Below are 22,789 nucleotides of genomic sequence, written 5' to 3'. Positions count from 1 at the left end.
CTCAGGCTGATCTGAACCTACCGGCGCGGCTCCAGGGATGCGGGCTCAGGCTTTGGATCATGGGCGAAGGAGATCCCCCAGGAGGTACGGCAAACACAGCCGATGGAAAAGCAGATCAGGCCGCTACCGAGCAGCGCCAACCCATCACCCCGATCACGGCGATCGCCACTGAGCAGAAGATGGGCGGCAATGATCAGGGCAATGGCGGAGGCCACGAAGGGCAGCGGACTCCAGAAACGCAGAGGTCGGGCGGCAACCATGGTCGAAGTGGAACCTGTTCCCTGCTTAGCCCTGATCGATCAGTCCTGCTGCAGCCAAGCGGCGGCATCACAGGCGTGATAGGTGAGGATCAGATCGGCACCGGCACGCTTGAAGCTGAGAAGGGTTTCCAGCACCACAGCCCGCTCATCGATCCAACCGCGCTCAGCGGCCGCCTTCACCATTGAGTATTCGCCGCTGACGTTGTAGGCGGCAATCGGCAGCTCCGATTCCTTCCGAAGCCGGTGAATGATGTCGAGGTACGCCAACCCGGGCTTCACCATCATGATGTCGGCCCCTTCCTGCTCATCAAGCTGAGCCTCAGTGATCGCCTCCCGGGCGTTGGCCGGGTCCATCTGATAGGTGTCCTTGTTGGTAGGAATCGGCTTGCTACCGGCAGGGCGTGGGGCGGAATCGAGTGCCTCACGGAACGGGCCGTAGTAGGCCGATGAGTACTTGGCTGTGTAGCTGATGATGCCAACGTGTTCGAAACCGGCGTCATCGAGCGCTTCCCGGATGGCTCCGACGCGGCCATCCATCATGTCGCTGGGGCCAATCAGATCGGCTCCCGCCTCAGCCTGCACCACCGCCTGCTTGCAGAGCTGTTCGATCGTTTCGTCATTCAGCACGACCCCCTCAGCACTGACGATCCCGTCATGGCCGTCGCAGGAATAGGGATCAAGCGCGACATCGGTCATGATCGCCATCTCTGGCAACTCCTGCTTGAGCTGACGGATGGCACGGGGGATCAGGCCGTGCTCGTTGAAGCTCTCGGAGCCATCTTCGCTTTTCAGCCCTTCCGCCACCTTCGGGAACAGCACCACACAGCGGATTCCCAGATCCCAGGCGCGCTTCACTTCACCGGTGAGCTGCTCGAGGCTCCAGCGAAACGCCCCTGGCATCGCCCCAATCGCCTCCACCTCGGTGCCTTCATGAACAAACAACGGATAGATGAAATCCGAAGCCTGAAGACTGTTTTCGCGCACCATGGCCCTCAGAGCCGGGGTGCGGCGCAGTCGTCGGGGGCGATAGGGAAGATCCATCAGGCGAGGCTGGATTGGGGCTGAAATCGTAGGGCCTGCCTCAGAGGCGAGCCGACTGAAGCCAGTCGCGACGGGGATCCTGTGCACGTGCCTCGCGCCACTGCTCGAACAGCCGCTTCTCCTGCTCCGACCAGGCATCCGGCCACTGGAGCGTGAGGGTGAGCAGCAAATCACCGCGACCGGACTTCTGGGGCCAACCCTTGCCTTTCAGGCGAAGGCTGCGGCCAGGTGCTGTTCCCGCAGGAATGGCCACATCGGCTTCGCCGTCAGGGGTCATCACGGTGACGCTGCCACCCAGGGCGAGTTCATCGAGAGCAACGGGCAGATCCGCGCGGAGCTGATCACCATCGAGGCGCCACACGGGATGGGCCTGCACCTCAAGATTCAGATAGAGATCGCCGCGACGCCCCGTACCCGGCTGCAGGTTGCCTTTGCCCTTGAGGCGGAGCCTGGAGCCATTTTTCACGCCAGCAGGGATTCGCACCTGCACCCGTTCATCATTGACGGAGAGAGTGCGCTCTCCACCGCGGAAGGCTTCGGAGAAGCTGACCTTGACGGTGGCTTCTGCATCGAGGTTCACGGGCTGTCGCTGTGCGCCCCTTGGGAAACCAGCTCCTGCGAAACCACCTCCAGGAAAACCGCCTCCTGGGAAACCGGAAGCACCCGCGAAGCCAGCACCACCCCCACCCCCGAACCGCCCCAGCAGATCGTTGATGAAATCATCGAAATTTCCGTAGCGGCCGAAATCCACATCAAAGCCGGCTCCAGCTGGGCCACTGCCCATGCCGCCAGCCTGATTCCAGTACTGGCCGAACTGTTCATAGCGCCGGCGCTTCTCCGGATCGGACAGCACTTCGTAGGCCTCGCTCACCTCTTTGAACTTGGCCTCGGCTGTCTGATCGCCGGGATTCACATCCGGGTGGTACTGCCGGGCCAACTTCCGGAAGGCGCGTTTGATCGCATCGGCATCAGCACCGCGGTCGACCCCGAGCACTTTGAAGTAATCGCGGTAACCACTGCCGGCCATAACGGATGCGATGGCCTAGGGCCCCACTGAGATCCATCGTCTCAGCAATGTCCTTCCCCGGCCCAGGCCATGAATGGAGGGAAGCCCGAACGCCGATGGCCTCTTTACGATTGAGTTGTTCTCTCGGGGCCCATGCATTCCATGTCCCGCCGGGGCCTGCGTCGGCTGTTCATCGCAGCCACCCCCCTGCTGCTCGCGCCCCTTGGGGCCACGGCCCAACCCGCCGGCCCTGATCCACTGGCCCTGGCGGACCACCTCAAGCAGGTGAATGTCTTGTATTACGGATCCTGGCGCTGTCCGGCCTGTCAGTTCCAGACGGGCCTGTTTGGTGAAGTCGGGGCCCAGCGTCTTCCCTACGTGGAATGCGCCAAACCCGAAGAACTGCCTCAACAAGCGGCCGCCTGCCAGGCAGCCGAGATTCGCGCTTATCCCACCTGGATCCTGCCCAACGGCGAAAGGCGCGTGGGCGTGCAAAGCCTGGAGGACCTTCAGGTCTGGTCAGGGATGACAACAGGCCGCCCCTGAATGGGCCCGATTCGATAACGAAAGGCTGGCGACCTCCGCAATCCTGCGAACAATGCAGGCAGCAGAGAGACGCCAATGGCCACATGGTTTCCAGGGCGGATTCTGCATGGCTTCAATCAACGCCGCTGGCGTGGGGATCTGCTGGGGGGGCTGACCGCAGCGGTCGTTGCCTTGCCCCTAGCCCTGGCCTTCGGCAATGCGGCGCTGGGCCCAGGAGGCGCGATTTACGGTCTTTACGGAGCCATCGTCACAGGGTTCCTGGCGGCGTTGTTCGGCGGCACCCCTGCACAGGTGAGCGGTCCGACCGGGCCCATGAGCGTGACCGTAGCCGGGATTGTGGGCACCCTTGCTGCCGTGGGAATCCCGCGTGACCTAAGCGGCGGGCAAGTCCTGCCCCTGGTGATGGCCGCGGTGGTGATCGGTGGACTGCTGCAAATCCTGTTCGGCCTGCTGCGCCTAGGGCGGTACATCACGCTGGTGCCCTACTCGGTGGTCTCGGGATTCATGTCGGGCATCGGCGTGATCATCCTGCTGCTCCAGATCGGCCCGCTTCTTGGCATCAACAGTGGCGGGGGTGTGGTGAATGCCCTGCGGATGGTGGCCGGCAACTGGCATCCGAATCCGGCTTCTCTAGGGATCGGTTGCTGCACGTTACTGGTGGTGTTCTGCACTCCGGCCTCCGTCCGTCGCTGGCTGCCCCCACCACTTTTGGCGCTGCTGTTGATCACGCCGCTATCGCTGCTGCTCTTCGGCTCGGAACAATTGCCGAGGATCGGGGCGATCCCAGAGGGAGGCCTACAACTGAACGTTCCCAACTGGAGCGAACATCTCCCTGTGCTCGTGAGGGCAGGGCTGGTGCTGGCAGTGCTCGGCTCCATCGACTCGCTTCTGACCTCACTGGTGGCCGACAACCTGAGCGGAACGCGTCACCGCTCGGACAAGGAGCTGATCGGTCAAGGCATCGCCAACGCCGTAGCAGGCCTACTCAGCGGCCTGCCAGGAGCCGGGGCGACCATGCGCACGGTGATCAACATCAAATCCGGGGGCCGCACACCCCTTGCGGGGATGGTGCACTCACTGGTGCTGTTGGTGCTGCTGCTTGGGGCCGGCCCCTTGGCGGAAGGAATTCCCACTGCGTTACTCGCGGGAATTCTGATCAAGGTGGGGCTCGACATCATCGACTGGGGATTCCTATTCAGAGCCCATCGGTTGTCTCGCAAAACCGCGGTGGTGATGTGGGGCGTCTTGGTCCTCACCGTGTTTTGGGATCTGATCGGGGCCGTGCTGGTGGGCATGTTCGTGGCCAACCTGCTGACGATTGAAAATCTGAGCGAGCACCAACTGGCAGGGATGGAGAGCGGGCCAGAGGCCAGCGGCAACCTTCCCCCCGAGGAGCAGGCCCTCCTCAATCGTTGCGGTGATGCCGTGATGCTGTTTCGCCTGCAGGGCCCTCTCAGCTTTGGAGCCGCCAAGGGCATCAGCGAGCGGATGATGCTTGTTCGTGAGTACAGGATGCTGATTCTCGATATCAGCGAGGTCCCTCATGTGGGGGTCACGGCCAGCCTGGCAATCGAGCGCATGGTGGATGAAGCCCGCAACCACCATCGGGACGTGTTGGTAGCCGGCGCCTCTGGCAAGGTGCACGAGCGGCTGAACCAGTTCGGGATCGATGCGTTGGTGCCGACCCGCAGGGCAGCGCTCGAGCAAGCACTGGCCCATCTGAGCGGGGATAACGCAACCTTTAGCTGAACACTCAAAGATGAGGGCATCCCAACGATGGCCACGTCATGAGCCAGCAGAATCTGGATCGATTCCTCAAGCAAGCCTCCGCCGATCCCGCCCTCACCGACAAGGTGAAAGCAGCCCGTTCGGCGGAGGAGCTGATCCAGGTGGCCGCCGACCACGGCCATGAGCTTCACCACGCCACGGTGGTGCGCCACAACCTGCACAACATGGCCGGCATGAGTGATCAGGAGATCACCGAGCTAGGCAACAAAATCTTCGAACAGAATTTCGGCGACGTGTTCATCGGCCGCTTCATCTGATCGGTTCGCCACTGGATCGGCTCACTCCCTTCGACTCAAACTCCAGCTGGTCCTTGCAGCTGGAGCAGAGCAAATGGCCCTTATGGCGCCAGAAGCTGCGTGTCGAACGCTCGATGTCTTTGGTGCACATCAGACAGCGAAACAGGGGGCTCATGCCAGGCCGGTGGAGGGCGTGTCTTGAATGTGCAGCAGCCTGCAGGAGCAGGCTGTGTAGGCCGTTACCAAGTAATGGGTAGGCCCCTTCCAGGGCCCATGGGTCATTTGGGTGATAAGGCTGACCTCACCCCATCTCCTTTAAGGATCAGGCAGCAACAGGGGCTGCTTGACGGGAGAAACGAACGATGTTGTTCGCAGTTACGGGTTTGCTCTCACCGAGCAGGCTTCAGTCACCCTCCTCATGCCCCGTCGAAACCATTGCAGCCCCAGGGAGGGGGGAATGGAGCTGAGCGGAATCGAACCGCTGTCCGAAACACTGGTGTGGATCACCTAGTCCGGTCGAGACCGGACGTTGTCATTCTGACAGCAGTGGTGACGGAGAGCACAGGATCGTGGGGAGGGACAACCGCCATGCACACCAAAGGATCCCCGCAGTGGCGGTGCTGCCCCAGGGACTCGAGGAAGCGGGAGCCCAGGAGCTGATCGACCTGGGGGCCAAGGCCGTAAGGCCGCTACGCCGAGCCGCGGCCTTCGAAGCTGATATGGCCTGCCTCTATCGGCTGCACTTGCAGTGTCGCCTGCCCTTCAGGCTGCTTCGAGAGCTGAGCCGCTTCCCCTGTGATGGCCGCGACTCGCTCTATCACGGCGTGCAGGACAGCGTCGACTGGGAACGCTGGCTGCATCCCTCCATGAGCTTCCGGGTGGATGCCACCGGCAGCGCCCAAGGGCTCAACCACAGCCATTACAGCGCCCTGCAAGTGAAGAACGCGATCGTGGATCGCCAACGGGAGTTGTGGGGGGAACGTTCCTCAATCGACTTGGAGGAGCCCGACCTCCATCTCCACCTGCACCTGGGACGGGGCGAAGCTGTGCTCAGCCTCGATGGCTGCGGCGGCAGTCTCCATCGCCGTGGCTACCGGGCGGCCATGGGTGCCGCACCGCTCAAAGAAAACCTGGCTGCTGGGTTGATCCGGCTCACGGGTTGGGACGGCACCACTCCCCTGGTCGATCCCCTCTGTGGTTCAGGCACCCTCCTGATCGAAGCCGCGAGCCTGGCCCGCGGGCAATCCCCTGGCCTTGAAAGGACCTTCAGCCTCGAAGGCTGGGCGGATTTCGATGCTGAGCTCTGGCGCGATGAACTGGAGCGGGCCCGGAGGCGCAGCCAGCCCCAGCAGCCCTCAGCACCAATCCTGGGCTGGGAGCAGGATGCCGACATTGCCGAGCAGGCTCGCAGCAACGTGGCTGCCGCCGGTCTCGAGGAGTCGATCACCATCAACACCGGTGATTTCCGCGATCTGTCACTACCAGCGGGGCCTGGGATGGTGGTTTGCAACCCGCCCTATGGGGTGCGCATCGGCGCAGAGGACGAACTCGAAACTCTTTATGGCGACCTGGCCCAGGTGGTGAAACGGGAAGCATCCGGCTGGGAGTTCTGGCTGCTCAGTGGCAACCCTGCTGTGACCGGAGCCTTGCGCATGAAGGCGTCCCGCCGGATCCCAATCAGCAACGGCGGCATCGACTGCCGCTGGCTGCATTACCAGGTGCGCTGACCAGGTGCGCTGAGAAGAGAGCCCACGAAGGTTCAGCGACCCAGCACCGCCTTGGTCGTGCGGGACAGACCATCAAGGGTCTGGGGCAAATAGGGCCCCTTGGTGAGCTGTCCGCCAATCCGCAGGCTGATGCCGGCCACCACCACATCAGCAATCGCCAGAACGACCAGGGCCTGGACCAGCGACCACCCCCAGGCCTCGAGAGCCCAGACCAGCAGGGCGACTTCAGCAGCGATGAGCGCCAGCAGCATCAGGGTGCCGCCCATGGCCAGGAACAAGCCACCACTGATCAGCCGCCGCTTCTCCCTGTCCACCTCCTGAAGAGCAATGCGCACATGCAGATCCATCACGGAACCCGCCAGAGCCGTCACCCGGGCAGCAGCCCCGAGTCGCCTTGAGCGGGGTGCCTCGGACTGGGCACCTTGATCCCTAGGAGTCGAGCCGGTCATGAGGAGCGCCGCCCTCCTGCCAGAAGGGATCCGAGCAGCAACCCAACACCGGCGGCAATGGCCAGTGACAGCAGCGGGCGCTCCCGCACTGGCCGCTCAATCCTGGGCCGCAGGGTCTGATTCAGATCATCGAGCAGGTGCTCAAGCTGCTGTTCCAGGGGCTCCAGGCTGTCGACCAGATGTCGGGTGCGGTCGCCAGCCCGATGCAACAGGTCCTCGAGCTGAGGCCGAACCGCCGTCCCGGCACGACCGGTTTGCTCTGCGATGACCCGCACCACTTCATCCAAGCTGCCGCGGGTGGCCTCCAAGGCCTGGGATGCAACCTCGGGCCAGCGTCGCTGGATCTCAGGCAGCAGCGTCTCGAAATGATCGCGAAACCGCTGCGGAATTGACTCGAGCTCAGGGGTGGAAGGAGCCGGTTCGGGCCGAGTCGGCTCCTGGGCGGGAAAAGCTGCCGGGTCCATGGATCTCCAGCTGGTTGCCCGCAGGTTAGGGGCGAAGTCACACCCTTGAGCTTTTCAGGGGGTCCGCTAACTTGTGTGCGCTGACAGCCATTGCCCCTGTTGGTTCACATCAATCAGGTCGGGCTGACGCACTTCAAGTCCTTCGGGGGGGCGATGTCGATCCCCCTGGAACCTGGTTTTACGGTGGTCACCGGGCCGAATGGATCCGGAAAGAGCAACATCCTTGACGGGGTGCTGTTCTGCCTCGGACTCGCCAACAGTCGCGGCATGCGCGCCGATCGACTGCCTGATCTGGTGAACAGCGGTGTACTCAAGGCGGGGAAGGCCGCAGAGACCACCGTGAGCGTTCGCTTCGACCTCTCCGATTGGGCCCCTGATCCAGCGGAGGAAGGTCTCGAGCCACCGGAGGAGGGGCCTTGGATTCGCGCCGATCAGAAGGAATGGACCGTGACCCGCAAACTGCGGGTCATGCCAGGCGGCTCATACAGCAGCAGCTACAGCGCCGACGGTGAACCCTGCAATTTGCAGCAGTTACAAACCCAGCTGCGCCGGCTAAGGATCGACCCTGAGGGCAGCAACGTGGTGATGCAAGGGGATGTGACCCGCATCGTCTCGATGAGCAACCGGGAGCGCCGGGGCCTTGTTGACGAGTTGGCCGGTGTCGCCCTTTTCGACAGTCGCATCGAGCAGACACGCCGCAAGCTCGATGACGTTCAGGAGCGGCAGGAGCGCTGCCGGATCGTGGAGCAGGAACTTCTAAGCGCCAGGCAACGGCTTGAGAAAGATTGCGCCAAGGCCCGCACCTATCAGGAGTTGCGCCAGCGCCTGCAGATGGGTCGACAACAGGAGCTGGTGCTGGGCTTCGAAGCCGCTTGCCGGGAGCTGGAGCTCCAGAAAATCCGCCAGCAGCAACTCGCGGAACAGACCGTTCGCGACAGCGAAGCCCTGAGCGAGAAGGAGACAACCCTTCAAGCTGCCGCCAGCCAGCTTCAAATCCTTCAGGAGAGCGTGAAAGCCCTCGGCGAAGACCAATTGTTGGGCGTGCAGGCGGAGCTCGCCGGCCTCGACACCCGGGGGCGGGACCTGGAACGGCAGTCGGCTCTGCATCAGCAGGAAAGCGAACGGCTCCAGGGCCTCCGCCACGATCTGAACAACCGTCGCCGCCAATACCAGGAGGAAGGGCAGCAGCTGGTGGCCAACACCAGACAAGAGAACCTTGACGATGCCGAACGGCTCTGCCGTGACGCGGAAGCCGCTGTGGAGATCTCCCGCCGCCGCCTTGGTGATGTGGCCGGGCGCTCCGGTACCTGGATCGAGGAACAACGGCAGCGCAGCGCTCGTCGCCTCGAGCTCCAGGCTCAGCTGACCCCGCTGCAGCAGGAGCAGCAACAACTCCTGGAGCGTGAGCGGCAGGACACTGATCGTCTCGCTGATCTTCAGCAGGAGCTGGAGACCGACGGAGAGGAAGACCGCCGGGTGCAGCAGAGCCTCGAACAGCTCGAGCAGGAGTGGCAAACCCTGCTCCAATCCCTGCGGGAAGGCAAGGAGCTCGTGCAGACCCTGGCAGAGGAGCTCGCCGTTCAGCAGCGCACCCGCGCTCGCCTCGAGCAAGAGCAGGGCAAGCTCGAGCGGGAGATCGCCCGCCTCGAGAGCCGGCGGGAGGCCCTGCAGGAAAGCCGAGGCACCGGAGCCCTTCGCTTACTTCTCGAAGCAGGCCTCGATGGCATCCACGGCCCGGTTGCGCAGTTAGGGGAGGTGGAGGAACGCCACCGCCTCGCCCTTGAGGTGGCCGCCGGGGCTCGCCTTGCCCAGGTGGTGGTTGACGATGATCGGATCGCCGCCCAGGCGATTGAACTGCTCAAAAGCCGCCGGGCCGGGCGACTCACCTTCCTGCCCCTCAACAAGATCAGAGCCTCTGGGGGTGGCAGCGGCGCAGCCATGGCCCGCGGCCGCCGCCCGGATGGGGCCATGACCCCGACCAGCGGAGGGCTCATCGGACGGGCGGTGGAACTGGTGCGCTTCGAACCGATCTATGCCGATGTGTTCGCCTATGTCTTTGGAGATACCCAGGTCTTTAGTGATCTGAAGAGCGCCCGGCAGCAGCTGGGTCGCCAGCGAGCCGTCACCCTTGAGGGAGAGCTGCTCGAGAAAAGCGGTGCCATGACCGGCGGCAGCCTGTCCCAGCGCAGCGGTGGTCTCAGTTTCGGGGTGAGCAGCGACAGCGATGAGGCAGCACCCCTGCGCCAGCGGCTGTTGGAGCTGGGAGAAGCTCTGGTGGCCTGCCATCGCGAAGAACAGCGCCTGAGCGCTGCCCTGGATGCCAGCCGCCCGCAATACCGCCAGCTGGAACAGCGACAAGCTGCCCTTGAGGCGGAACGTCAGACGGCCCGTCGAGCCCACGCCCCTTTGCTTGAGCGCTGCCGTCAACGCAACGATCGGCTCGAAAACCTTCGCAACAGCCAGGCCCAGCTGCAATCCCGACTGACGGAACTAGGGGCAACCGTTTCACCCCTTCAGGCCGAGCTGGACACCCTGATTCAGCAGGAGCAGGCCGCGCAGCAGCAGGGAGATGCCGGCAATTGGCAGCAGCTGCAGGAGGAACTGGAAGCAGCCGACCGGGCCCTGAGTGATGCGCGCCAGAGACGGGATGGGCTGCTGCAGGAAGAGCGTCAACGGGAGCTAGCCCTGGAACGCCTCGGCGATCAGCAACAGAACCTGGAAGCGGAGGAGCAGCGCCTGCTGGAGGCCGTGAAGGCCCTCGGTGAGCAGCACAGCCGCTGGCAAAAAGAGCAGCAGGAACTGACGGAGCGGCGCCAAGCCCTCGACATCCAGCAACAGGAGCTACAGACGCGCTTTGGGGAGCAACGCCGGGCCCGAGACGAAGCAGAGGCAGCCGTGGCTGAGCAACGCCAGCAACTCCAACAGGCTCGTTGGGAACTGGATCGGCTGCAGGAGGAACAGGAGACCCTGGCGGAACAATTGCGCAGCGGCTCCCTGCGACTGCAAGAGCTGGAAAGGGCACTGCCTGATCCAAAACCTGAAATCCCAGAGGAGCTGCGCGCCGCGGGATTAGAAGCTCTCCAAAGCGAGTTGCAGCAGTTGCAGCAGCGGATGGAAGCACTGGAGCCCGTGAACATGCTGGCCCTGGAGGAGCTGGCCGAGCTGGAGACGCGGCTCAATGATCTCGGCGAGCGCCTTGATGTGCTCAGCCAGGAGCGGGAAGAGCTGCTGCTGAGGATCGAAACCGTCACCACCCTGCGGCAAGAAGCCTTCATGGAGGCCTTTACCGCCGTGGATGGTCACTTCCGCGAGATCTTCGCCAGCCTCTCCGACGGCGACGGCCATCTGCAGCTCGACAACAACGATGACCCCCTCGAGGGAGGTCTCACCCTGGTGGCGCACCCGAAAGGCAAGTCGGTGCGCCGATTGGCCGCCATGTCAGGGGGAGAGAAATCGCTGACGGCGCTCAGCTTTCTCTTCGCCTTGCAGCGTTTCCGCCCCTCACCCTTCTATGCCCTCGATGAAGTCGACAGCTTCCTCGATGGTGTGAATGTGGAGCGGCTGGCAGCCCTGATTGCACGGCAAGCCGAGGATGCCCAGTTCCTGGTGGTCAGCCACCGTCGGCCGATGATCGGCGCCTCCCAACGAACGATTGGTGTGACCCAGGCACGGGGCGCCCACACCCAGGTGGTGGGGCTACCGGATGCAGCCTGAACAACCGCCAGTGTCCCCTTGCGTCAAAATGACCGGAATGAATCGCCAGGACTGGGCAAGGATTTGAGCGCATCTCCATCCCCAAACGACCCTCTCGGCGCCATCGTGCCCGGTGCTGGTGTCCCCAGCGACCGGCTTTGGCTGCGTTCTGAACTGATGGGCACCCAGGTGATCACCCGCGACACGGGCCGCCGTCTTGGGGTGGTCGGTGAGGTGATCGTCGACATCGATGGCCGTGAGGTGGTGGCCCTAGGCCTGCGGGACAACCCCCTGACCCGCTTTCTGCCTGGCCTTCCCCGTTGGATGCCCCTAGACCGGATCCGTCAGGTGGGCGACGTGATCCTCGTCGACTCCGTTGATTCCCTCAGCGAAACCTTTCAGCCGGATCGCTACAGCCGGGTGATCAACTGCCAGGTGATCACAGAATCCGGTCAGCAGCTGGGCCGCGTGCTTGGCTTCTCGTTCGACATCGAAACCGGCGAACTCACCACACTCGTGATGGGTGCTCTAGGGGTTCCTCTACTCGGGGAGGGGGTGCTCAGCACCTGGGAGATTCCGGTGGAGGAAATCGTCAGCAGCGGTGCCGACCGAATCATTGTCTATGAGGGCGCCGAAGAGAAGCTCAAGCAACTCAACAGTGGCTTCCTCGAAAAGCTTGGGGTCGGAGGTCCCAGCTGGGAGGAACAGGAACGGGAGCGCTACCGCGTCAACGTCGTTCCCGTCGAGAACCAGCTGACCTCAGGTCAAGCGAACGAACAGGAGCAGCGGCGGCTGGAGGCCTCCCGGACAGAGACCTTCGCTCCAGAGGAAGAGCTCGACTATGTGGAAATCGACGAGCGCCGCTACGAGCAGCAACGGCAGCCCCAGCGCTATCTCGATGCCTATCCCGACGAACAACCGCAACGCTGGGATGAACAGGATCGCTACGGACGGCTGGAGCAGGAGGAGAGACCAGGGCCGGAGCCGGAGCCTATTGAACGCTTTTCGGCCAGGCCCCGTCCAGCGGCGCGTCGGGCGGTTGACCCGATCGGCGACCCCCTCGATGTCGAGCCGATCGAGCCCAACGAGCGCTTCCGGGAACCCGCTGATCCAAAAGAGGAGCTTGAGGATCCCTGGTAACGGTCAGTCCCGATCTTTGAACTGCAGCGAGGCGCTGTTCACGCAGTAGCGCAATCCGGTTGGTGCGGGGCCATCGCTGAACACATGGCCCAGATGGGCATCACAACGGGCGCAGTTGATTTCCGTTCGCACCATGCCGTGACTGCGATCCTCTTTCGTCAGAATCGCGCCACTGGTCACCCCATCCCAGAAGCTGGGCCAACCAGTTCCCGATTCGAATTTGGTCTCAGAGCTGAACAGGGGCGCATCGCAACAGACGCAGTGATACAGGCCATCAGCTTTGTGATTCCAGTAGGCGCCGGTGAAGGCCCGTTCTGTGCCCCCCTGACGAGCAACCTGGAACTGCTCAGGGGTGAGCTGCGCCTGCCACGCATCAGCGCTGCGCTCAAGGCGGTCACCGGCGGTCATGGGGGCTGGATACGAAAGCGGGCAGACCCTAGTCGGTCAGCGCCTTGGGCAGCAGCTCACGAATTTCTCCGGCCAGCGCCCTGACCGCTCCTGGCTGGCCACGAAGGCTGCGTAAGTCATCTCGCTGCCCTTGCAAACGCTCTGGGGAGGCAAGCCATTCATCCGCCTCCCGGGCGATGGCTTCCGGGGTGATCGCACCCACCCGTTCAGGCACCACCAGACGCCCCGCTGAAATATTGGGCCAGGCAAGAAAACCGTGATTGCGCAGGCGCCAGGCACTGAGCAGCCATCCGATGCATCGGCGTAAGCCGGGCAGACGCGCCAGCAGCCCGAGCCAACCATCCCAGGCCTGCATCACGCCCAGGTGCTGCGTCGGCACCAACACAAGCATCGGCACCCCTAGGGCGCCGAGCTCAGCGGTATTGGCACCCACGGTGGTGAGTGCCAGGGCGCACTGACTGAGGGGGCCATGGGCGGGTGGATCCTCATGGAGATGAATCACGGTGCCCGCTCCCGTGATCAGGCTGCGGCCGGGCCATGCTGGAGAGGGACCGATGATCTGTGCAATCGAGGCCCTGTAGCAGGCAGCAATCGGATTGCTGGATCCTGCGAAATGCAGCAACTCCTCAGGGCTAGTCGTCGGCGCCACCGGCAACAGAAAGCGACAACCCGGGCGCAAAACAGCCAGTCGGTCGGCGGTCTCAAGCAGAAAGGGAACCCCCACGCACAACTTGGCTCGCTTGGACCCCGGCAGAAGCGCCAGCCACTCCCCTGGCGGGAGGGGCTCCTGCTCCCGGGCGTGGCTGGAGAGATCAGCCATCAGGTCCCCGATCACCGTGCAACGGGAACGGAAGCGTCTGGGGAGCTGGGAACGAACATCGGGCCCCATGGCCGCCACCCGGTCATTCCAGCGGGGCCAGCGGGCCACCCATTCGGCGTAGGTGATGTGCCGATAGCCGAGCCGAGCCGACAGCAACACACTCCAGAACTGATCCCCCCCCAGAAACACCACCACCCCGCGGGACGCCCAGGGCCCGAAGCGCCCCGGACGCAGTAACAGAGACCAGAACTGAGCCGCGCTGGTGATGCGGTCAAACAGTCCCCAGGCTTGCGCCACCTCCGCCTCGCTGCCGGTGGCATTCGGGCAGGGCACGAGCACCAAGCGCAGGCTGATCGGTGAGGCCCCAGCACGCGGGCGAAGCAGCATCGAGCGATGCAGAGCTGCTGCCAGGGGTCTCACCCAGGTGGTGAGCTCCCCAGGGCCATTGGAGACCAACACGATGGACAGCGTGGCGTCTCCGGTCGGCAACTCAGGCAAGGGCGACACCGGTGCTGGCCAGGTTGTGAAGAGAAATGCGGATGGCGAGACTTGAACTCGCAAGGCCGAAGCCACACGCCCCTCAAACGTGCGTGTCTACCAATTCCACCACATCCGCGTGGCTGACTCGACCTCTCGGGTCGCGTCGAGGAAAGATCATACCGGCTCGGGGTTCGCACAACATTCCCAGCACTCCGAGGAAGATCCGGTCAGGAGCGCTGATACGATCCGCCCTGGCCTGGATGCTGCGGGATGCCCATCGGCAAAGTGCTGATCGCCAACCGCGGCGAGATTGCCCTCCGGATCCTCCGGAGCTGCAGGGAGCTTGGGATCGCCACCGTGGCTGTGTACAGCACGGTCGACCGCAACGCCCTGCACGTGCAACTCGCCGACGAAGCGGTTTGTGTCGGTGAGGCGGCCAGCAGCAAGAGCTACCTCAATATTCCCAACATCATTGCGGCGGCCACATCGCGGGGGGTCGACGCCATCCACCCCGGCTACGGCTTTCTGGCGGAGAACGATCGGTTCGCTGAGATCTGCAGGGATCACGGCATCACTTTTGTGGGCCCCTCCCCCCATGCGATCCGTTCCATGGGTGACAAGTCCACGGCAAAAACCACGATGCAGCGCGTGGGGGTGCCCACGGTGCCAGGCAGCGAGGGCCTGCTGTCGACCCCAGAGGAAGCCGCCGAACTGGCAGCGGACATGGGCTATCCAGTGATGATCAAAGCCACCGCCGGCGGTGGTGGTCGCGGCATGCGCCTGGTGATGGATGCCGAGCAGCTGCCTGGACTTTTCAAAGCGGCCCAAGGGGAGGCAGAGGCGGCCTTCGGCAATCCGGGCCTCTACATGGAGAAATTCATCGACCGGCCCCGGCACGTGGAGGTGCAGGTCCTCGCTGATCGTCACGGCAACGTGGTGCATTTAGGGGAACGGGACTGCTCCATCCAGCGGCGTCATCAGAAGCTGCTGGAGGAGGCCCCGAGCCCGGCCCTGGATCCCGATCTACGCCGACGCATGGGCGAAGCGGCGGTGGCGGCAGCCCGCAGCATCAACTACGAGGGTGCAGGAACCGTGGAATTCCTGCTCGACCGCAGTGGTGGCTTTTATTTCATGGAGATGAACACCCGCATTCAGGTGGAGCACCCCGTCACAGAAATGGTGACTGGCATCGACCTGATCGCGGAGCAGCTGCGCATCGCCGGTGGTGAGCCGATCAGCGTGCGTCAGGAAGAGGTTCAGCTGCGCGGCCACGCGATCGAGTGCCGGATCAATGCTGAGGACGCCAACCACAATTTCCGCCCGGCTCCCGGACGCATCACGGGCTGGCTCCCACCGGGCGGCCCAGGCATTCGTGTCGACAGCCACGTCTACACCGGCTACGACATCCCCCCCTTCTACGACTCACTGATCGGCAAGTTGATCATCTGGGCCCCTGATCGGGAGAGCGCACTCAAGCGCATGCGACGGGCGCTCAATGAATGTGCCGTGACGGGGATCCCCACGACTGTTGATTTTCATCTGCGCCTCCTAGACCGTCCGGAATTCCAGCGCGGAGACGTGCACACCAAATTCGTCGAACAGGACATGCTCTGAGCCCTGGACTCATCGTTCAGGCAGTGGCTGCCGCTGCATGGAGCATCACCTGGGAGAGAAGGCCCTGCTGACCCACAAGCAGCTCACGCAGAAGACTGAGCAGGCCCACCCAAATCACAGGGGTCACATCCACACCGCCGATCGGTGCCACAAGCCGCCGAGTCGCTGACAGCAAAGGTTCAGTGGGCCAAGCCACCAGAGGCCACATCCCGGCCTTCAAATCGATCTGCGGATACCAGGTGAGCACGATCCGCACCAGGAACATCAGGGTCCAAACAGCCAGCAGGACCCCCAGCACCAGATGGACGGCAGGCAGCATGGCGAGCGGGAGCGGCGTCACAAAGCTCAAAGCATCCGGCCGCCCATCGTAGAAAGCGACCCGTGATCCTTAGGATCCTCAGAGCAAGGCCATCGCGTCCGCTCCGACATGACCCCCTCCCTCGCCAACTTTCTGAGCAGCCTCGTGTGGGGCACTGTGATCGTGGTCATCCCTGCCAGCATTGGCCTCTTTCTTCTGAGCCAGACCGATCAGGTCGACCGCAAGCTCTGATCCCCCCTGACGCAGTTCGTAGACTGGATTGAATTCGGCTGGTCTTCAGCCTGAAGCCAGCCGTCGCCAGGGGGCCAATCAGTGGTTAATGCCAGTCTCAACTGGGCCAGCATTGTCGGCATCGTGCTGGCTGTGGGTGGTGCGCTTCTTTATTTCATGCGCACCTTCAAACCTGCGCTTGCGCGGGACTATGACGTCTTCTTCGCAGCGATCGGGCTGCTATGCGGCGGCATTCTCTTCTTCCAGGGCTGGCGACTGGATCCGATCCTGCAATTCGGTCAGTTTCTCCTGGCCGCCACAACCGTCTTTTTTGCCTACGAAAGCGTTCGTCTCCGCGGTGTTTCAACAGAGCAGGCCAGGAGATCGGCTTACTTCGACGACGAGCCTGCTCCGTCCCGCGGCCCAGCCGGTGGTCTCCGCGGTGACTTTGATCCAGGCTACGACCGATTTGATGAGCCCCAACCGCTGAGACGACGGTTCCGCGGTTCCGAGCCAGACGGCATGGATGACGACGGCGCTGAACGTGATTTCTACAGACCCCGTCGCCCATCCCGTGCTGCCATCCCGGAACAAGCAGCCAGCCGCCGCCGCGGCCGGGATGAAGCTGACGGCGGCTGGTCCGAAGACTCCGAGCGCGAGCGGCGCATGGCCAGGTTTGGACGCCGCGATGATGACGAAGCCCCCTCACGCTCCAGCTTTGGGGAGCGCCGCAGCCAACGTCAGGACCAACGACGGGGCAGCAGGCCCAGTGCAGCCAGTCCCCGTGACGGATCTCCAGCCGCAGGCCGCATGAGAGCAGCCCCAGAGGAGGCTTCGTTCAGCAAGGCTGACAATGCCAGCCCCGTTCGGCGTCCGGGTTCCCTGGGTGAGTCCCGCAACCAAGTCGCCACAGGCTCGAATCGCTTTGATTCAGCCCCATCAACCTCCCCTCGGACAGGAACGGCTCGGCCTAACCCAACATCCACCTCTCCAGCCGCCAACCCACCATCAGCTGAGCGGCCCACCCCCCGCAGTTCCCGTCCGCGGGACAACAGCTCCCGTTTCGACGACTGATCCCAAGGGGGATCGCCACCGTTTGCTCCCCAGGTTCCCCTGATGCCCAGGCTCCCCCTGATCCTGGCCATGCTGATGACTTGTCCCTGGATCAGCGCCTGTGGGCCAATGGCCCAGCGGGCACCAGGTGGCTTTGCTGACCGTCAGCAGTTGGAGCCAGCCCTCAGCGGTGATGGCCGCCTGCTTGCCGTCATCGTCGACCAGAACGGACGCCCGACTGTTCAGCTGCGTGATCGTCGCGGGGGAGGCCTGATTCCTCTGCGCCACCTCAATCGTCATCAGCCCCACAGCTCCCCGTCCTTGAGCTGGAATGGCCGTTATCTGGCCGTGATCACCCAACGGGGCAGCCGTCGTATGGCCCTGATCGAGGACCGACTCACGGGCCGTGCCCATCCAATCCGCCTTCCCGGCAACCATGATCCGATCCGCCTCAGCCTGGCTCCCGATGCCAGAAAACTCGCCCTTCAGGTGGCCGATCAGGGGCGCTGGAGGGTGGAGCTTCTCGACCTCAGCGGCACTCTCGAACCCGAACGGCCGGGAGGTGAGCAGCTGAGCGATCCAGCAGGAGCGACACCATGAACTGGATCAGGGCAGGCTGCTGCTGCATGGCTGGTCTGATGCTCAGCGCCTGTAGCCCGGATGGAATCCGTCCACTCTCGGATCTGAATGGCCGTCTCGCCTCCAGTGGTGAAGCCCGCAGGGATCCAAGCCTGGCTCAAGAATGGCTGGCAACCTTGAGCAGCCGGAGCGGCAGGGAGCGGATCGAGCTGATCAACCTGCGCAGTGGTCAGCCAACTCCAACGCCAGGACTGAATCGAGCCGATGCCCAGCCGGTGAGCATCAGCCTGAGCGGCGACGGAGAGCGCCTCGCCCTCGTGCGCCAGCGCGACGGAGAGACGGAACTGATGCTTTACCGCCGCTCGCTCGGCCTGATGCAACAACTGGAGCTCAATCCGCGAGGAGTTCCTCGCCAGGTGAGCCTGGACGGGAGCGGCAAGCTACTTGCCGTGCAGGTGAGCCGCGGCGGCCGCTGGGAGGTGGATCTCATTCCATTGCCATGAATCACCTCGCCCTCAAGGCAGAAGCCCTGCATCCACGGCGGGCATGCCTGGGGGCAAGGAGCTTGATGGATCGAGTCAGGGCACCAGACCTGCCCAGTGCAGAAAGGTGTCGTGGCTGATGGCTTCCACCAGAAGCACCGCGGCGAAACCGACCATGGCGAAACGACCATTGATGCGCTCCGCGTAGGCGCTCCACCCGAAGGCAGGAACATCCGAGGTGGTCGCACTGGTCTCTGGGGCCTGTCCGGGAGCGGAGTCCTTGGAGGTCTGCTCAGTGCTGCTGCTGGTCATGCGGCCGGATCAGGATTGGGATACGTCATAGCTGGCCGTCGGGATCAGACGCCAGTCGCCATTGCCAATCAGCTCCAGAACCGTGTCGTGGAAGCTGAGCAGAGTCGGTCGGTGCCCGACGCTGATGAAGGCCAGATCCCTGTCGATGAGCAGCTGGTAGAGGTGCTCCTCCGTCTTCACATCGAGGGCGCTGGTGGCCTCATCGAGGACGACAAAGCGCGGAGCATTGAGCAGCAGACGGCCGAAGGCCAGACGCTGCTGTTCGCCGAGGGAAAGAATTCTGGGCCAGTCCTGTTTCACATCCAGATCGGGATAGCGGCTGACCAGCTGAGGCAGGCGCACCTGCTCAAGCACAGCCCGCAACTGGTCATCGCTGAAGCGGGCCTCATCGGTGGGATAACAGAGCTGCTCCCTCAAGGAACCAAGCAGCATGTAGGGCTTCTGAGGAATGAACAGCAGGTCCCCTGTCGGGGGACGCTCGATCCGCCCTTGCTCGGGAGACCAGAGCCCGCTCACCATGCGCAACAGGGAGGTTTTACCGCAGCCGGAGGGCCCCACCACAAGAAGCTTGTCGGTGTCACCAACACTGAGGGTGAGGTCGCGGATGATCGGGGTCCGAGCGCCAGGGGGAACCAGATCGGCATGGTCCACCAAGATCGAATCGCGGTCGCGCACGGTGGCGCCGATTGCATCCGGAGCCTGCTGACTGACCTGCTCCACTTTTGATTGAAAGCCCTCAAGACGAGTAATACCCGCTGTGAATTGGGCCAGCTCTTCAATCTGATTGACCACGAAAAATAACGAGGACTCGACCATGCCAAAAGCAAAGTTGGCCTGAATGAATCCGCCGTAGTCGATCTCGCCAGCGAAATAGGGCGCCGCCATCACCAAATACGGGAAGAAATTACTGGCATAACCAATCGACCGCCTCATCACGTCAATGACCACCCGCCAGATGATCAACAGATTGAAATTGCGCACCACAAAACCGAGTCTGCGCTGGGTCTCTTCCTGCTCAGGCTTCTCGCCTGCATAAAAGGCAATCGACTCGGCGTTGTCGCGAACATGCACCAGGCCATAGCGAAAATCGGCCTCATAGCGAAGTTGATCAAAATTGATCCTGACCAACTTGCGACCGGCCACAATTAGCACAGTCGTTGCAAAGGCGGCATAGGCAAACAGCGAGAAGGTCAGTGTTGTGCTGATGCTCCAGAGGATCAAGATATTCAGGGAGAAGGTCAGCAGCGCATCAAAAATCCCAAGCGTGAACTGAAGGCTCTGAGCCGTGAATGCGCGTGTATCATCAGTGATCCGCTGATCGGGGTTGTCAACATCAGTGGCCTGCTCATCATTTGGATTGAGAACGTAGTAAGCCCTATTGCTCATATAGTCTGCAATCAGGCTGCGCGACAGCCAGTCGCGCCAGATAATGCCTAGCTTCAGGGTAAAGAAGATCTGCGAAACCCTGATCGGCAATGCCACCACAAAACAGCTGGCATAAATAATCAGAATCCGGTAAAAGCCTTCCTGTTGCTTAGCAACCAGGGCATTAGTGAGATCGCGGGCAATGAAGCTGATTCCGGCATTGATGCCGTTCACTGCCAGCAGCATCAACACGATCACTGCGAGCAGCAGCCAGTGCAACCAGCGACGGTTGCGCAACTGCTGGCGCATGGTCAGGAAGCTGGCGGCCCCGATCAGGAACAGCGTCGCGAAGCCCCACCCCCACCAGCCGCTCCAGATCGTGGCGAGGGTGCTGAGCACACCTCCGAAGTATTTCTCGGTGATCAGAGGCTGCAGCTTCGCCAGCAGCTGCATCAGCCCCGTGAGCAACAGCAGCACCACGCCGCCTACACAGAACAGCAGCGAGATCAGCAGCCAGACGAACTGCCAGCCGCTGGCCTGATCCAAAGGGAGGAAAAACGGCTGCGCGAGATGGCGCAGCTTGGCGAGCTGACGGCGCAGGGCCTCGAAAGGAACCTTGCTGGGGAGAGTTGTCATCGCCTGATTCTCTCGGACCCCGGACTCAACCGGGAGGCCAGGCGAGGGGACGCCCACCGATCACGTGGACATGCAAGTGAAAGACGGTCTGCCCAGCATCAGCACCGCTGTTGATCACAGTGCGCCAGTCGCTGAGGCCCTCCTGCTTCGCCACTCGGGCCGCGACCAGCAGCAGATGGCCAAGCAGGGGTCCATCCGCCTCCTCAGCCGAGCGCAGACTCTCGATCGGCTTGCGCGGGATGACGAGCACATGCAGCGGAGCCTGCGGGGCGATGTCGCGAAAGGCGAGACAGAGATCGTCGCTGTAGACCTCATCACAGGGGATCTCACCACGAAGGATGCGGGCAAAAATCGTGTCAGCTGCCATCGTCTGATCCGGGATGTGACAGGTGGGGCACTAAACCCCTGACCCGCTTGATTGCAATGCTGGCACGCTGCCTGAGTGCCTCGATCGTCGGCCTAGAGGCTCGACCGGTGGTCGTGGAGGTAGACCTAGCCCCCGGACTTCCAGGCCTCCAGCTCGTAGGGCTACCGGACACCGCCATCCAGGAATCCCGGGAACGGGTGAGGGCAGCCCTTCGCAACAGCGGGTTTCGTGGTCCACTGGTGCGGGTGGTGGTGAACCTGGCCCCGGCGGATCTACGCAAGGAAGGACCAGCCTTTGACCTGCCGATTGCCCTCGGGCTTCTCGTCTCCAGCGGCCAGCTGGATGCACCGCTGCTGAAGGATCTCTGGTGTGCCGGTGAACTGGGCCTCGATGGCAGCCTGAGGCCCTGCCGAGGCATCCTTGCTGTGGCCCGTCTGGCCGCCGCGGCAGGAGCCCGAGCGCTGGTGGTGCCTGTGGCGAATGCCGCCGAAGCCAGCCTGGTGCCCGACCTAAAGCTGCTGGCCGCCACCTCACTCCGTGAGGTCGTGCAGACGCTCCGGGGAACCCAGCCCTGGCCATGCCTTGACGGGGCGAACGCGATCACCGCGACGGCCGACGACTCCTTTGACACGAGTGATGGAGTGATCGGACAAACCGTGGCGCAACAGGCTCTGGCGCTGGCGGCTGCCGGTGGCCATCACCTCCTGATGGTTGGCCCTCCGGGCTGCGGCAAAACCCTGCTGGCCCGTCAGCTCCCGAGGCTGCTGCCCCCGCTCAGCCAGGGAGAAGCTCTGGAGATCACCCAGCTGCATTCGATCGCTGGCTCTCTCCCCCAACCGGCGAGCCTGGTTCAACGCCGCCCGTTTCGATCCCCCCATCACAGTTGTTCGCCGGCAGCCCTGCTGGGGGGAGGTGCTAATCCCAGACCCGGGGAACTGAGCCTGGCCCATGGCGGAGTGCTGTTTCTCGATGAGCTGGCGGAATTTCCACGCTCCCTGCTCGACCAGTTGCGCCAACCGATCGAAGAAGGCTGCCTCTGGCTCAGTCGAGCCAAGGTCAAATGCGCCTTCCCTTGCCGGGTCACCCTGGTGGCCGCAACGAATCCCTGCCCCTGTGGTTGGTTTGGTGAGCCGGGAGGCCAATGCCGGTGCCGAGAAACGGAACGCCAGCGCTACTGGAACCGTCTGTCGGGGCCCATGCTGGATCGCCTCGATCTGCAGCTCCGGCTGCACAGGCTGCCGCCGGAGCAGCTCCGCCGCAGCGTGGAGGCCCCAACCCCAGAGCAGGAGCCGACACCACTGCTGTGTCCAGAACGAATCCAGCAGGCACGCCTGAGAATGGTTCAGCGCAATCCCTCGGGGTGCCTGAACAGCGCTCTCAGTGCTGCAGCCCTGGGGCGAAGCGGGAGCTTGAGTGCTCCAGCCCTAGAACGATGGGAAAGGATTGTCGAGCACCGTCAACTGAGTGCCCGCAGTGGCCTGAGGCTGCTCCGGGTCGCTCGCACCTTGGCCGACCTGGATGACCGCGAGCATGTCCTGAACACCGACCTCAGCGAGGCACTGTGCTTTCGCAGCTTCGACACCCCCCCAACCGATGGGGTGGACACACAGAAGAATTGAAGGGTCTGGAAGCACAGCCCCAGTGGTCGCGTCAGTACCGGAACTTCTCCCTTTCCGGTGCATCGCGATAGGGCTGTGGCCCGATCGGAGGTGGCTGGTGCAGCTTCTCCTCTCTGGGGTTCCCAAGTGCATGGGAAAGGGTTTCACCGAACCAATGCCTGATGCCTTTAAGCCT

Annotated in this window: 24 protein-coding genes and 1 tRNA gene; 12 read left to right on the top strand and 13 right to left on the bottom strand. The window is 63.2% G+C overall.

All coding sequences use genetic code 11. The features are described from left to right. Window positions 1-17: 17 nt before the first annotated feature. From CWE16_RS09685 to CWE16_RS09675, 3 genes are read right to left on the bottom strand one after another with little or no spacing between them, the layout of a single operon-like run. On the bottom strand, window positions 18-260 hold the full coding sequence (locus tag CWE16_RS09685; protein WP_131456708.1) for a hypothetical protein: 243 nt from the start codon (window positions 258-260) through the stop codon (window positions 18-20). Window positions 261-299: 39 nt separating this feature from the next. After that, window positions 300-1,301, bottom strand: a complete 1,002-nt coding sequence (hemB, locus tag CWE16_RS09680) for a porphobilinogen synthase (protein WP_131456706.1) — start codon at window positions 1,299-1,301, stop codon at window positions 300-302. 40 nt (window positions 1,302-1,341) lie between these two features. Further along, window positions 1,342-2,328 carry a DnaJ C-terminal domain-containing protein gene (locus CWE16_RS09675; RefSeq protein ID WP_131595040.1) on the bottom strand — a complete coding sequence of 329 codons (987 nt, stop codon included), beginning with the start codon at window positions 2,326-2,328 and terminating at the stop codon, window positions 1,342-1,344. A 132-nt stretch (window positions 2,329-2,460) separates the two neighbouring features. On the opposite strand from CWE16_RS09675, the gene CWE16_RS09670 reads away from it, so the two are divergent. The 3 genes from CWE16_RS09670 to CWE16_RS09660 all read left to right on the top strand — a co-directional run bounded on the left by CWE16_RS09670 (window position 2,461) and on the right by CWE16_RS09660 (window position 4,898). Then, the gene (locus CWE16_RS09670) at window positions 2,461-2,853 is read left to right on the top strand and encodes a hypothetical protein (protein ID WP_236629678.1); all 393 of its coding nucleotides are present in this window, start codon (window positions 2,461-2,463) and stop codon (window positions 2,851-2,853) included. Window positions 2,854-2,928: 75 nt separating this feature from the next. After that, complete coding sequence (locus CWE16_RS09665; RefSeq protein ID WP_131595038.1) at window positions 2,929-4,602, top strand: SulP family inorganic anion transporter; 1,674 nt, start codon at window positions 2,929-2,931, stop codon at window positions 4,600-4,602. Window positions 4,603-4,640: 38 nt separating this feature from the next. Beyond that, on the top strand, window positions 4,641-4,898 hold the full coding sequence (locus CWE16_RS09660; protein WP_131456700.1) for a Nif11-like leader peptide family natural product precursor: 258 nt from the start codon (window positions 4,641-4,643) through the stop codon (window positions 4,896-4,898). Here CWE16_RS09660 and CWE16_RS12160 read toward each other — a convergent pair. Next, a complete protein-coding gene (locus tag CWE16_RS12160) occupies window positions 4,891-5,052 on the bottom strand; it encodes a hypothetical protein (RefSeq protein WP_201737989.1) in 162 nt (53 codons plus the stop codon). The two genes, CWE16_RS09660 and CWE16_RS12160, sit on opposite strands and share 8 nt — an antisense overlap. A 394-nt stretch (window positions 5,053-5,446) precedes the next feature. Here CWE16_RS12160 and CWE16_RS09650 point away from each other — a divergent pair, with 394 nt between their 5' ends. Next, window positions 5,447-6,604: a THUMP domain-containing class I SAM-dependent RNA methyltransferase gene (locus CWE16_RS09650; RefSeq protein ID WP_131595036.1), complete on the top strand. Its 1,158-nt coding sequence runs from the start codon at window positions 5,447-5,449 to the stop codon at window positions 6,602-6,604. A gap of 32 nt (window positions 6,605-6,636) precedes the next feature. On the opposite strand, the gene CWE16_RS09645 is transcribed toward CWE16_RS09650, so the two are convergent. Next, entirely contained in the window at window positions 6,637-7,053 is a 417-nt protein-coding gene (locus CWE16_RS09645) for a phage holin family protein (RefSeq protein ID WP_131595034.1), read from the bottom strand. Continuing rightward, window positions 7,050-7,517 (bottom strand): glycine zipper domain-containing protein, encoded by a 468-nt coding sequence (locus CWE16_RS09640; RefSeq protein ID WP_131595032.1) that lies wholly within the window; start codon window positions 7,515-7,517, stop codon window positions 7,050-7,052. The genes CWE16_RS09645 and CWE16_RS09640 overlap by 4 nt, the downstream gene beginning before the upstream one ends. A gap of 153 nt (window positions 7,518-7,670) precedes the next feature. Between CWE16_RS09640 and smc the strand changes: the two genes are divergently transcribed. Next, complete coding sequence (smc, locus tag CWE16_RS09635; protein WP_236629677.1) at window positions 7,671-11,231, top strand: chromosome segregation protein SMC; 3,561 nt, start codon at window positions 7,671-7,673, stop codon at window positions 11,229-11,231. Between the two features lie 63 nt (window positions 11,232-11,294). Continuing rightward, window positions 11,295-12,350, top strand: a complete 1,056-nt coding sequence (locus CWE16_RS09630) for a PRC-barrel domain-containing protein (protein WP_236629676.1) — start codon at window positions 11,295-11,297, stop codon at window positions 12,348-12,350. A 3-nt stretch (window positions 12,351-12,353) separates the two neighbouring features. Here the strand turns inward: CWE16_RS09630 and msrB are convergent, their stop codons facing one another. The 3 genes from msrB to CWE16_RS09615 form a co-directional block, all read right to left on the bottom strand. Continuing rightward, on the bottom strand, window positions 12,354-12,758 hold the full coding sequence (gene msrB / locus CWE16_RS09625; protein WP_131595028.1) for a peptide-methionine (R)-S-oxide reductase MsrB: 405 nt from the start codon (window positions 12,756-12,758) through the stop codon (window positions 12,354-12,356). 28 nt (window positions 12,759-12,786) lie between these two features. After that, window positions 12,787-14,076, bottom strand: coding sequence for a glycosyl transferase (locus CWE16_RS09620; RefSeq protein WP_131595302.1), 1,290 nt, complete (start codon window positions 14,074-14,076; stop codon window positions 12,787-12,789). Window positions 14,077-14,112: 36 nt separating this feature from the next. Then, window positions 14,113-14,194, bottom strand: a tRNA-Leu gene (locus tag CWE16_RS09615). Between the two features lie 134 nt (window positions 14,195-14,328). Between CWE16_RS09615 and accC the strand changes: the two genes are divergently transcribed. Further along, window positions 14,329-15,672, top strand: a complete 1,344-nt coding sequence (accC, locus tag CWE16_RS09610) for an acetyl-CoA carboxylase biotin carboxylase subunit (RefSeq protein ID WP_131456688.1) — start codon at window positions 14,329-14,331, stop codon at window positions 15,670-15,672. 16 nt (window positions 15,673-15,688) lie between these two features. On the opposite strand, the gene CWE16_RS09605 is transcribed toward accC, so the two are convergent. Further along, entirely contained in the window at window positions 15,689-16,012 is a 324-nt protein-coding gene (locus tag CWE16_RS09605; protein ID WP_236629675.1) for a YggT family protein, read from the bottom strand. A gap of 87 nt (window positions 16,013-16,099) precedes the next feature. On the opposite strand from CWE16_RS09605, the gene psbX reads away from it, so the two are divergent. From psbX to CWE16_RS09585, 4 genes are all read left to right on the top strand, one after another. Further along, on the top strand, window positions 16,100-16,222 hold the full coding sequence (gene psbX / locus CWE16_RS09600) for a photosystem II reaction center X protein (protein ID WP_130129943.1): 123 nt from the start codon (window positions 16,100-16,102) through the stop codon (window positions 16,220-16,222). Between the two features lie 81 nt (window positions 16,223-16,303). After that, window positions 16,304-17,275 carry a Ycf66 family protein gene (locus tag CWE16_RS09595; protein ID WP_131595026.1) on the top strand — a complete coding sequence of 324 codons (972 nt, stop codon included), beginning with the start codon at window positions 16,304-16,306 and terminating at the stop codon, window positions 17,273-17,275. Window positions 17,276-17,317: 42 nt separating this feature from the next. Beyond that, entirely contained in the window at window positions 17,318-17,854 is a 537-nt protein-coding gene (locus CWE16_RS09590) for a TolB family protein (RefSeq protein WP_131595024.1), read from the top strand. Next, entirely contained in the window at window positions 17,851-18,336 is a 486-nt protein-coding gene (locus tag CWE16_RS09585) for a TolB family protein (RefSeq protein ID WP_131456682.1), read from the top strand. Before CWE16_RS09590 ends, CWE16_RS09585 begins: the two co-directional genes overlap by 4 nt. Window positions 18,337-18,411: 75 nt before the next feature. Here CWE16_RS09585 and CWE16_RS09580 read toward each other — a convergent pair whose 3' ends face one another. From CWE16_RS09580 to CWE16_RS09570, 3 genes are read right to left on the bottom strand one after another with little or no spacing between them, the layout of a single operon-like run. Continuing rightward, window positions 18,412-18,627 carry a chlorophyll a/b-binding protein gene (locus tag CWE16_RS09580; protein WP_131595021.1) on the bottom strand — a complete coding sequence of 72 codons (216 nt, stop codon included), beginning with the start codon at window positions 18,625-18,627 and terminating at the stop codon, window positions 18,412-18,414. A gap of 9 nt (window positions 18,628-18,636) precedes the next feature. Then, complete coding sequence (locus CWE16_RS09575; RefSeq protein WP_131595019.1) at window positions 18,637-20,628, bottom strand: ABC transporter ATP-binding protein/permease; 1,992 nt, start codon at window positions 20,626-20,628, stop codon at window positions 18,637-18,639. Window positions 20,629-20,653: 25 nt separating this feature from the next. Beyond that, window positions 20,654-20,995, bottom strand: coding sequence for a histidine triad nucleotide-binding protein (locus CWE16_RS09570; protein WP_131595016.1), 342 nt, complete (start codon window positions 20,993-20,995; stop codon window positions 20,654-20,656). Between the two features lie 56 nt (window positions 20,996-21,051). On the opposite strand from CWE16_RS09570, the gene CWE16_RS09565 reads away from it, so the two are divergent. Continuing rightward, entirely contained in the window at window positions 21,052-22,614 is a 1,563-nt protein-coding gene (locus tag CWE16_RS09565; RefSeq protein ID WP_131595299.1) for a YifB family Mg chelatase-like AAA ATPase, read from the top strand. The last annotated feature ends 175 nt before the right edge of the window (window positions 22,615-22,789 follow it).

The organism is Synechococcus sp. BS55D (genome assembly GCF_004332415.1).
GTDB lineage: Bacteria > Cyanobacteriota > Cyanobacteriia > PCC-6307 > Cyanobiaceae > Synechococcus_C.
Note: the sequence above shows the minus strand (reverse complement) of the source record. Positions and strands in the feature narration are given on the sequence as shown.

Coding starts and splice junctions, on each gene's coding strand:
- CWE16_RS09565 (WP_131595299.1), top strand. CDS start 21,052: ATGCTGGCACGCTGCCTGAGTGCCTCGATCGTCGGCCTAGAGGCTCGA.
- CWE16_RS09675 (WP_131595040.1), bottom strand. CDS start 2,328: ATGGCCGGCAGTGGTTACCGCGATTACTTCAAAGTGCTCGGGGTCGAC.
- CWE16_RS09660 (WP_131456700.1), top strand. CDS start 4,641: ATGAGCCAGCAGAATCTGGATCGATTCCTCAAGCAAGCCTCCGCCGAT.
- hemB (WP_131456706.1), bottom strand. CDS start 1,301: ATGGATCTTCCCTATCGCCCCCGACGACTGCGCCGCACCCCGGCTCTG.
- accC (WP_131456688.1), top strand. CDS start 14,329: ATGCCCATCGGCAAAGTGCTGATCGCCAACCGCGGCGAGATTGCCCTC.
- CWE16_RS09640 (WP_131595032.1), bottom strand. CDS start 7,517: ATGGACCCGGCAGCTTTTCCCGCCCAGGAGCCGACTCGGCCCGAACCG.
- smc (WP_236629677.1), top strand. CDS start 7,671: ATGTCGATCCCCCTGGAACCTGGTTTTACGGTGGTCACCGGGCCGAAT.
- CWE16_RS09580 (WP_131595021.1), bottom strand. CDS start 18,627: ATGACCAGCAGCAGCACTGAGCAGACCTCCAAGGACTCCGCTCCCGGA.
- CWE16_RS09590 (WP_131595024.1), top strand. CDS start 17,318: ATGCCCAGGCTCCCCCTGATCCTGGCCATGCTGATGACTTGTCCCTGG.
- CWE16_RS09645 (WP_131595034.1), bottom strand. CDS start 7,053: ATGACCGGCTCGACTCCTAGGGATCAAGGTGCCCAGTCCGAGGCACCC.
- CWE16_RS12160 (WP_201737989.1), bottom strand. CDS start 5,052: ATGAGCCCCCTGTTTCGCTGTCTGATGTGCACCAAAGACATCGAGCGT.
- CWE16_RS09670 (WP_236629678.1), top strand. CDS start 2,461: ATGCATTCCATGTCCCGCCGGGGCCTGCGTCGGCTGTTCATCGCAGCC.
- CWE16_RS09570 (WP_131595016.1), bottom strand. CDS start 20,995: ATGGCAGCTGACACGATTTTTGCCCGCATCCTTCGTGGTGAGATCCCC.
- CWE16_RS09575 (WP_131595019.1), bottom strand. CDS start 20,628: ATGACAACTCTCCCCAGCAAGGTTCCTTTCGAGGCCCTGCGCCGTCAG.
- CWE16_RS09665 (WP_131595038.1), top strand. CDS start 2,929: ATGGCCACATGGTTTCCAGGGCGGATTCTGCATGGCTTCAATCAACGC.
- CWE16_RS09685 (WP_131456708.1), bottom strand. CDS start 260: ATGGTTGCCGCCCGACCTCTGCGTTTCTGGAGTCCGCTGCCCTTCGTG.
- psbX (WP_130129943.1), top strand. CDS start 16,100: ATGACCCCCTCCCTCGCCAACTTTCTGAGCAGCCTCGTGTGGGGCACT.
- CWE16_RS09585 (WP_131456682.1), top strand. CDS start 17,851: ATGAACTGGATCAGGGCAGGCTGCTGCTGCATGGCTGGTCTGATGCTC.
- msrB (WP_131595028.1), bottom strand. CDS start 12,758: ATGACCGCCGGTGACCGCCTTGAGCGCAGCGCTGATGCGTGGCAGGCG.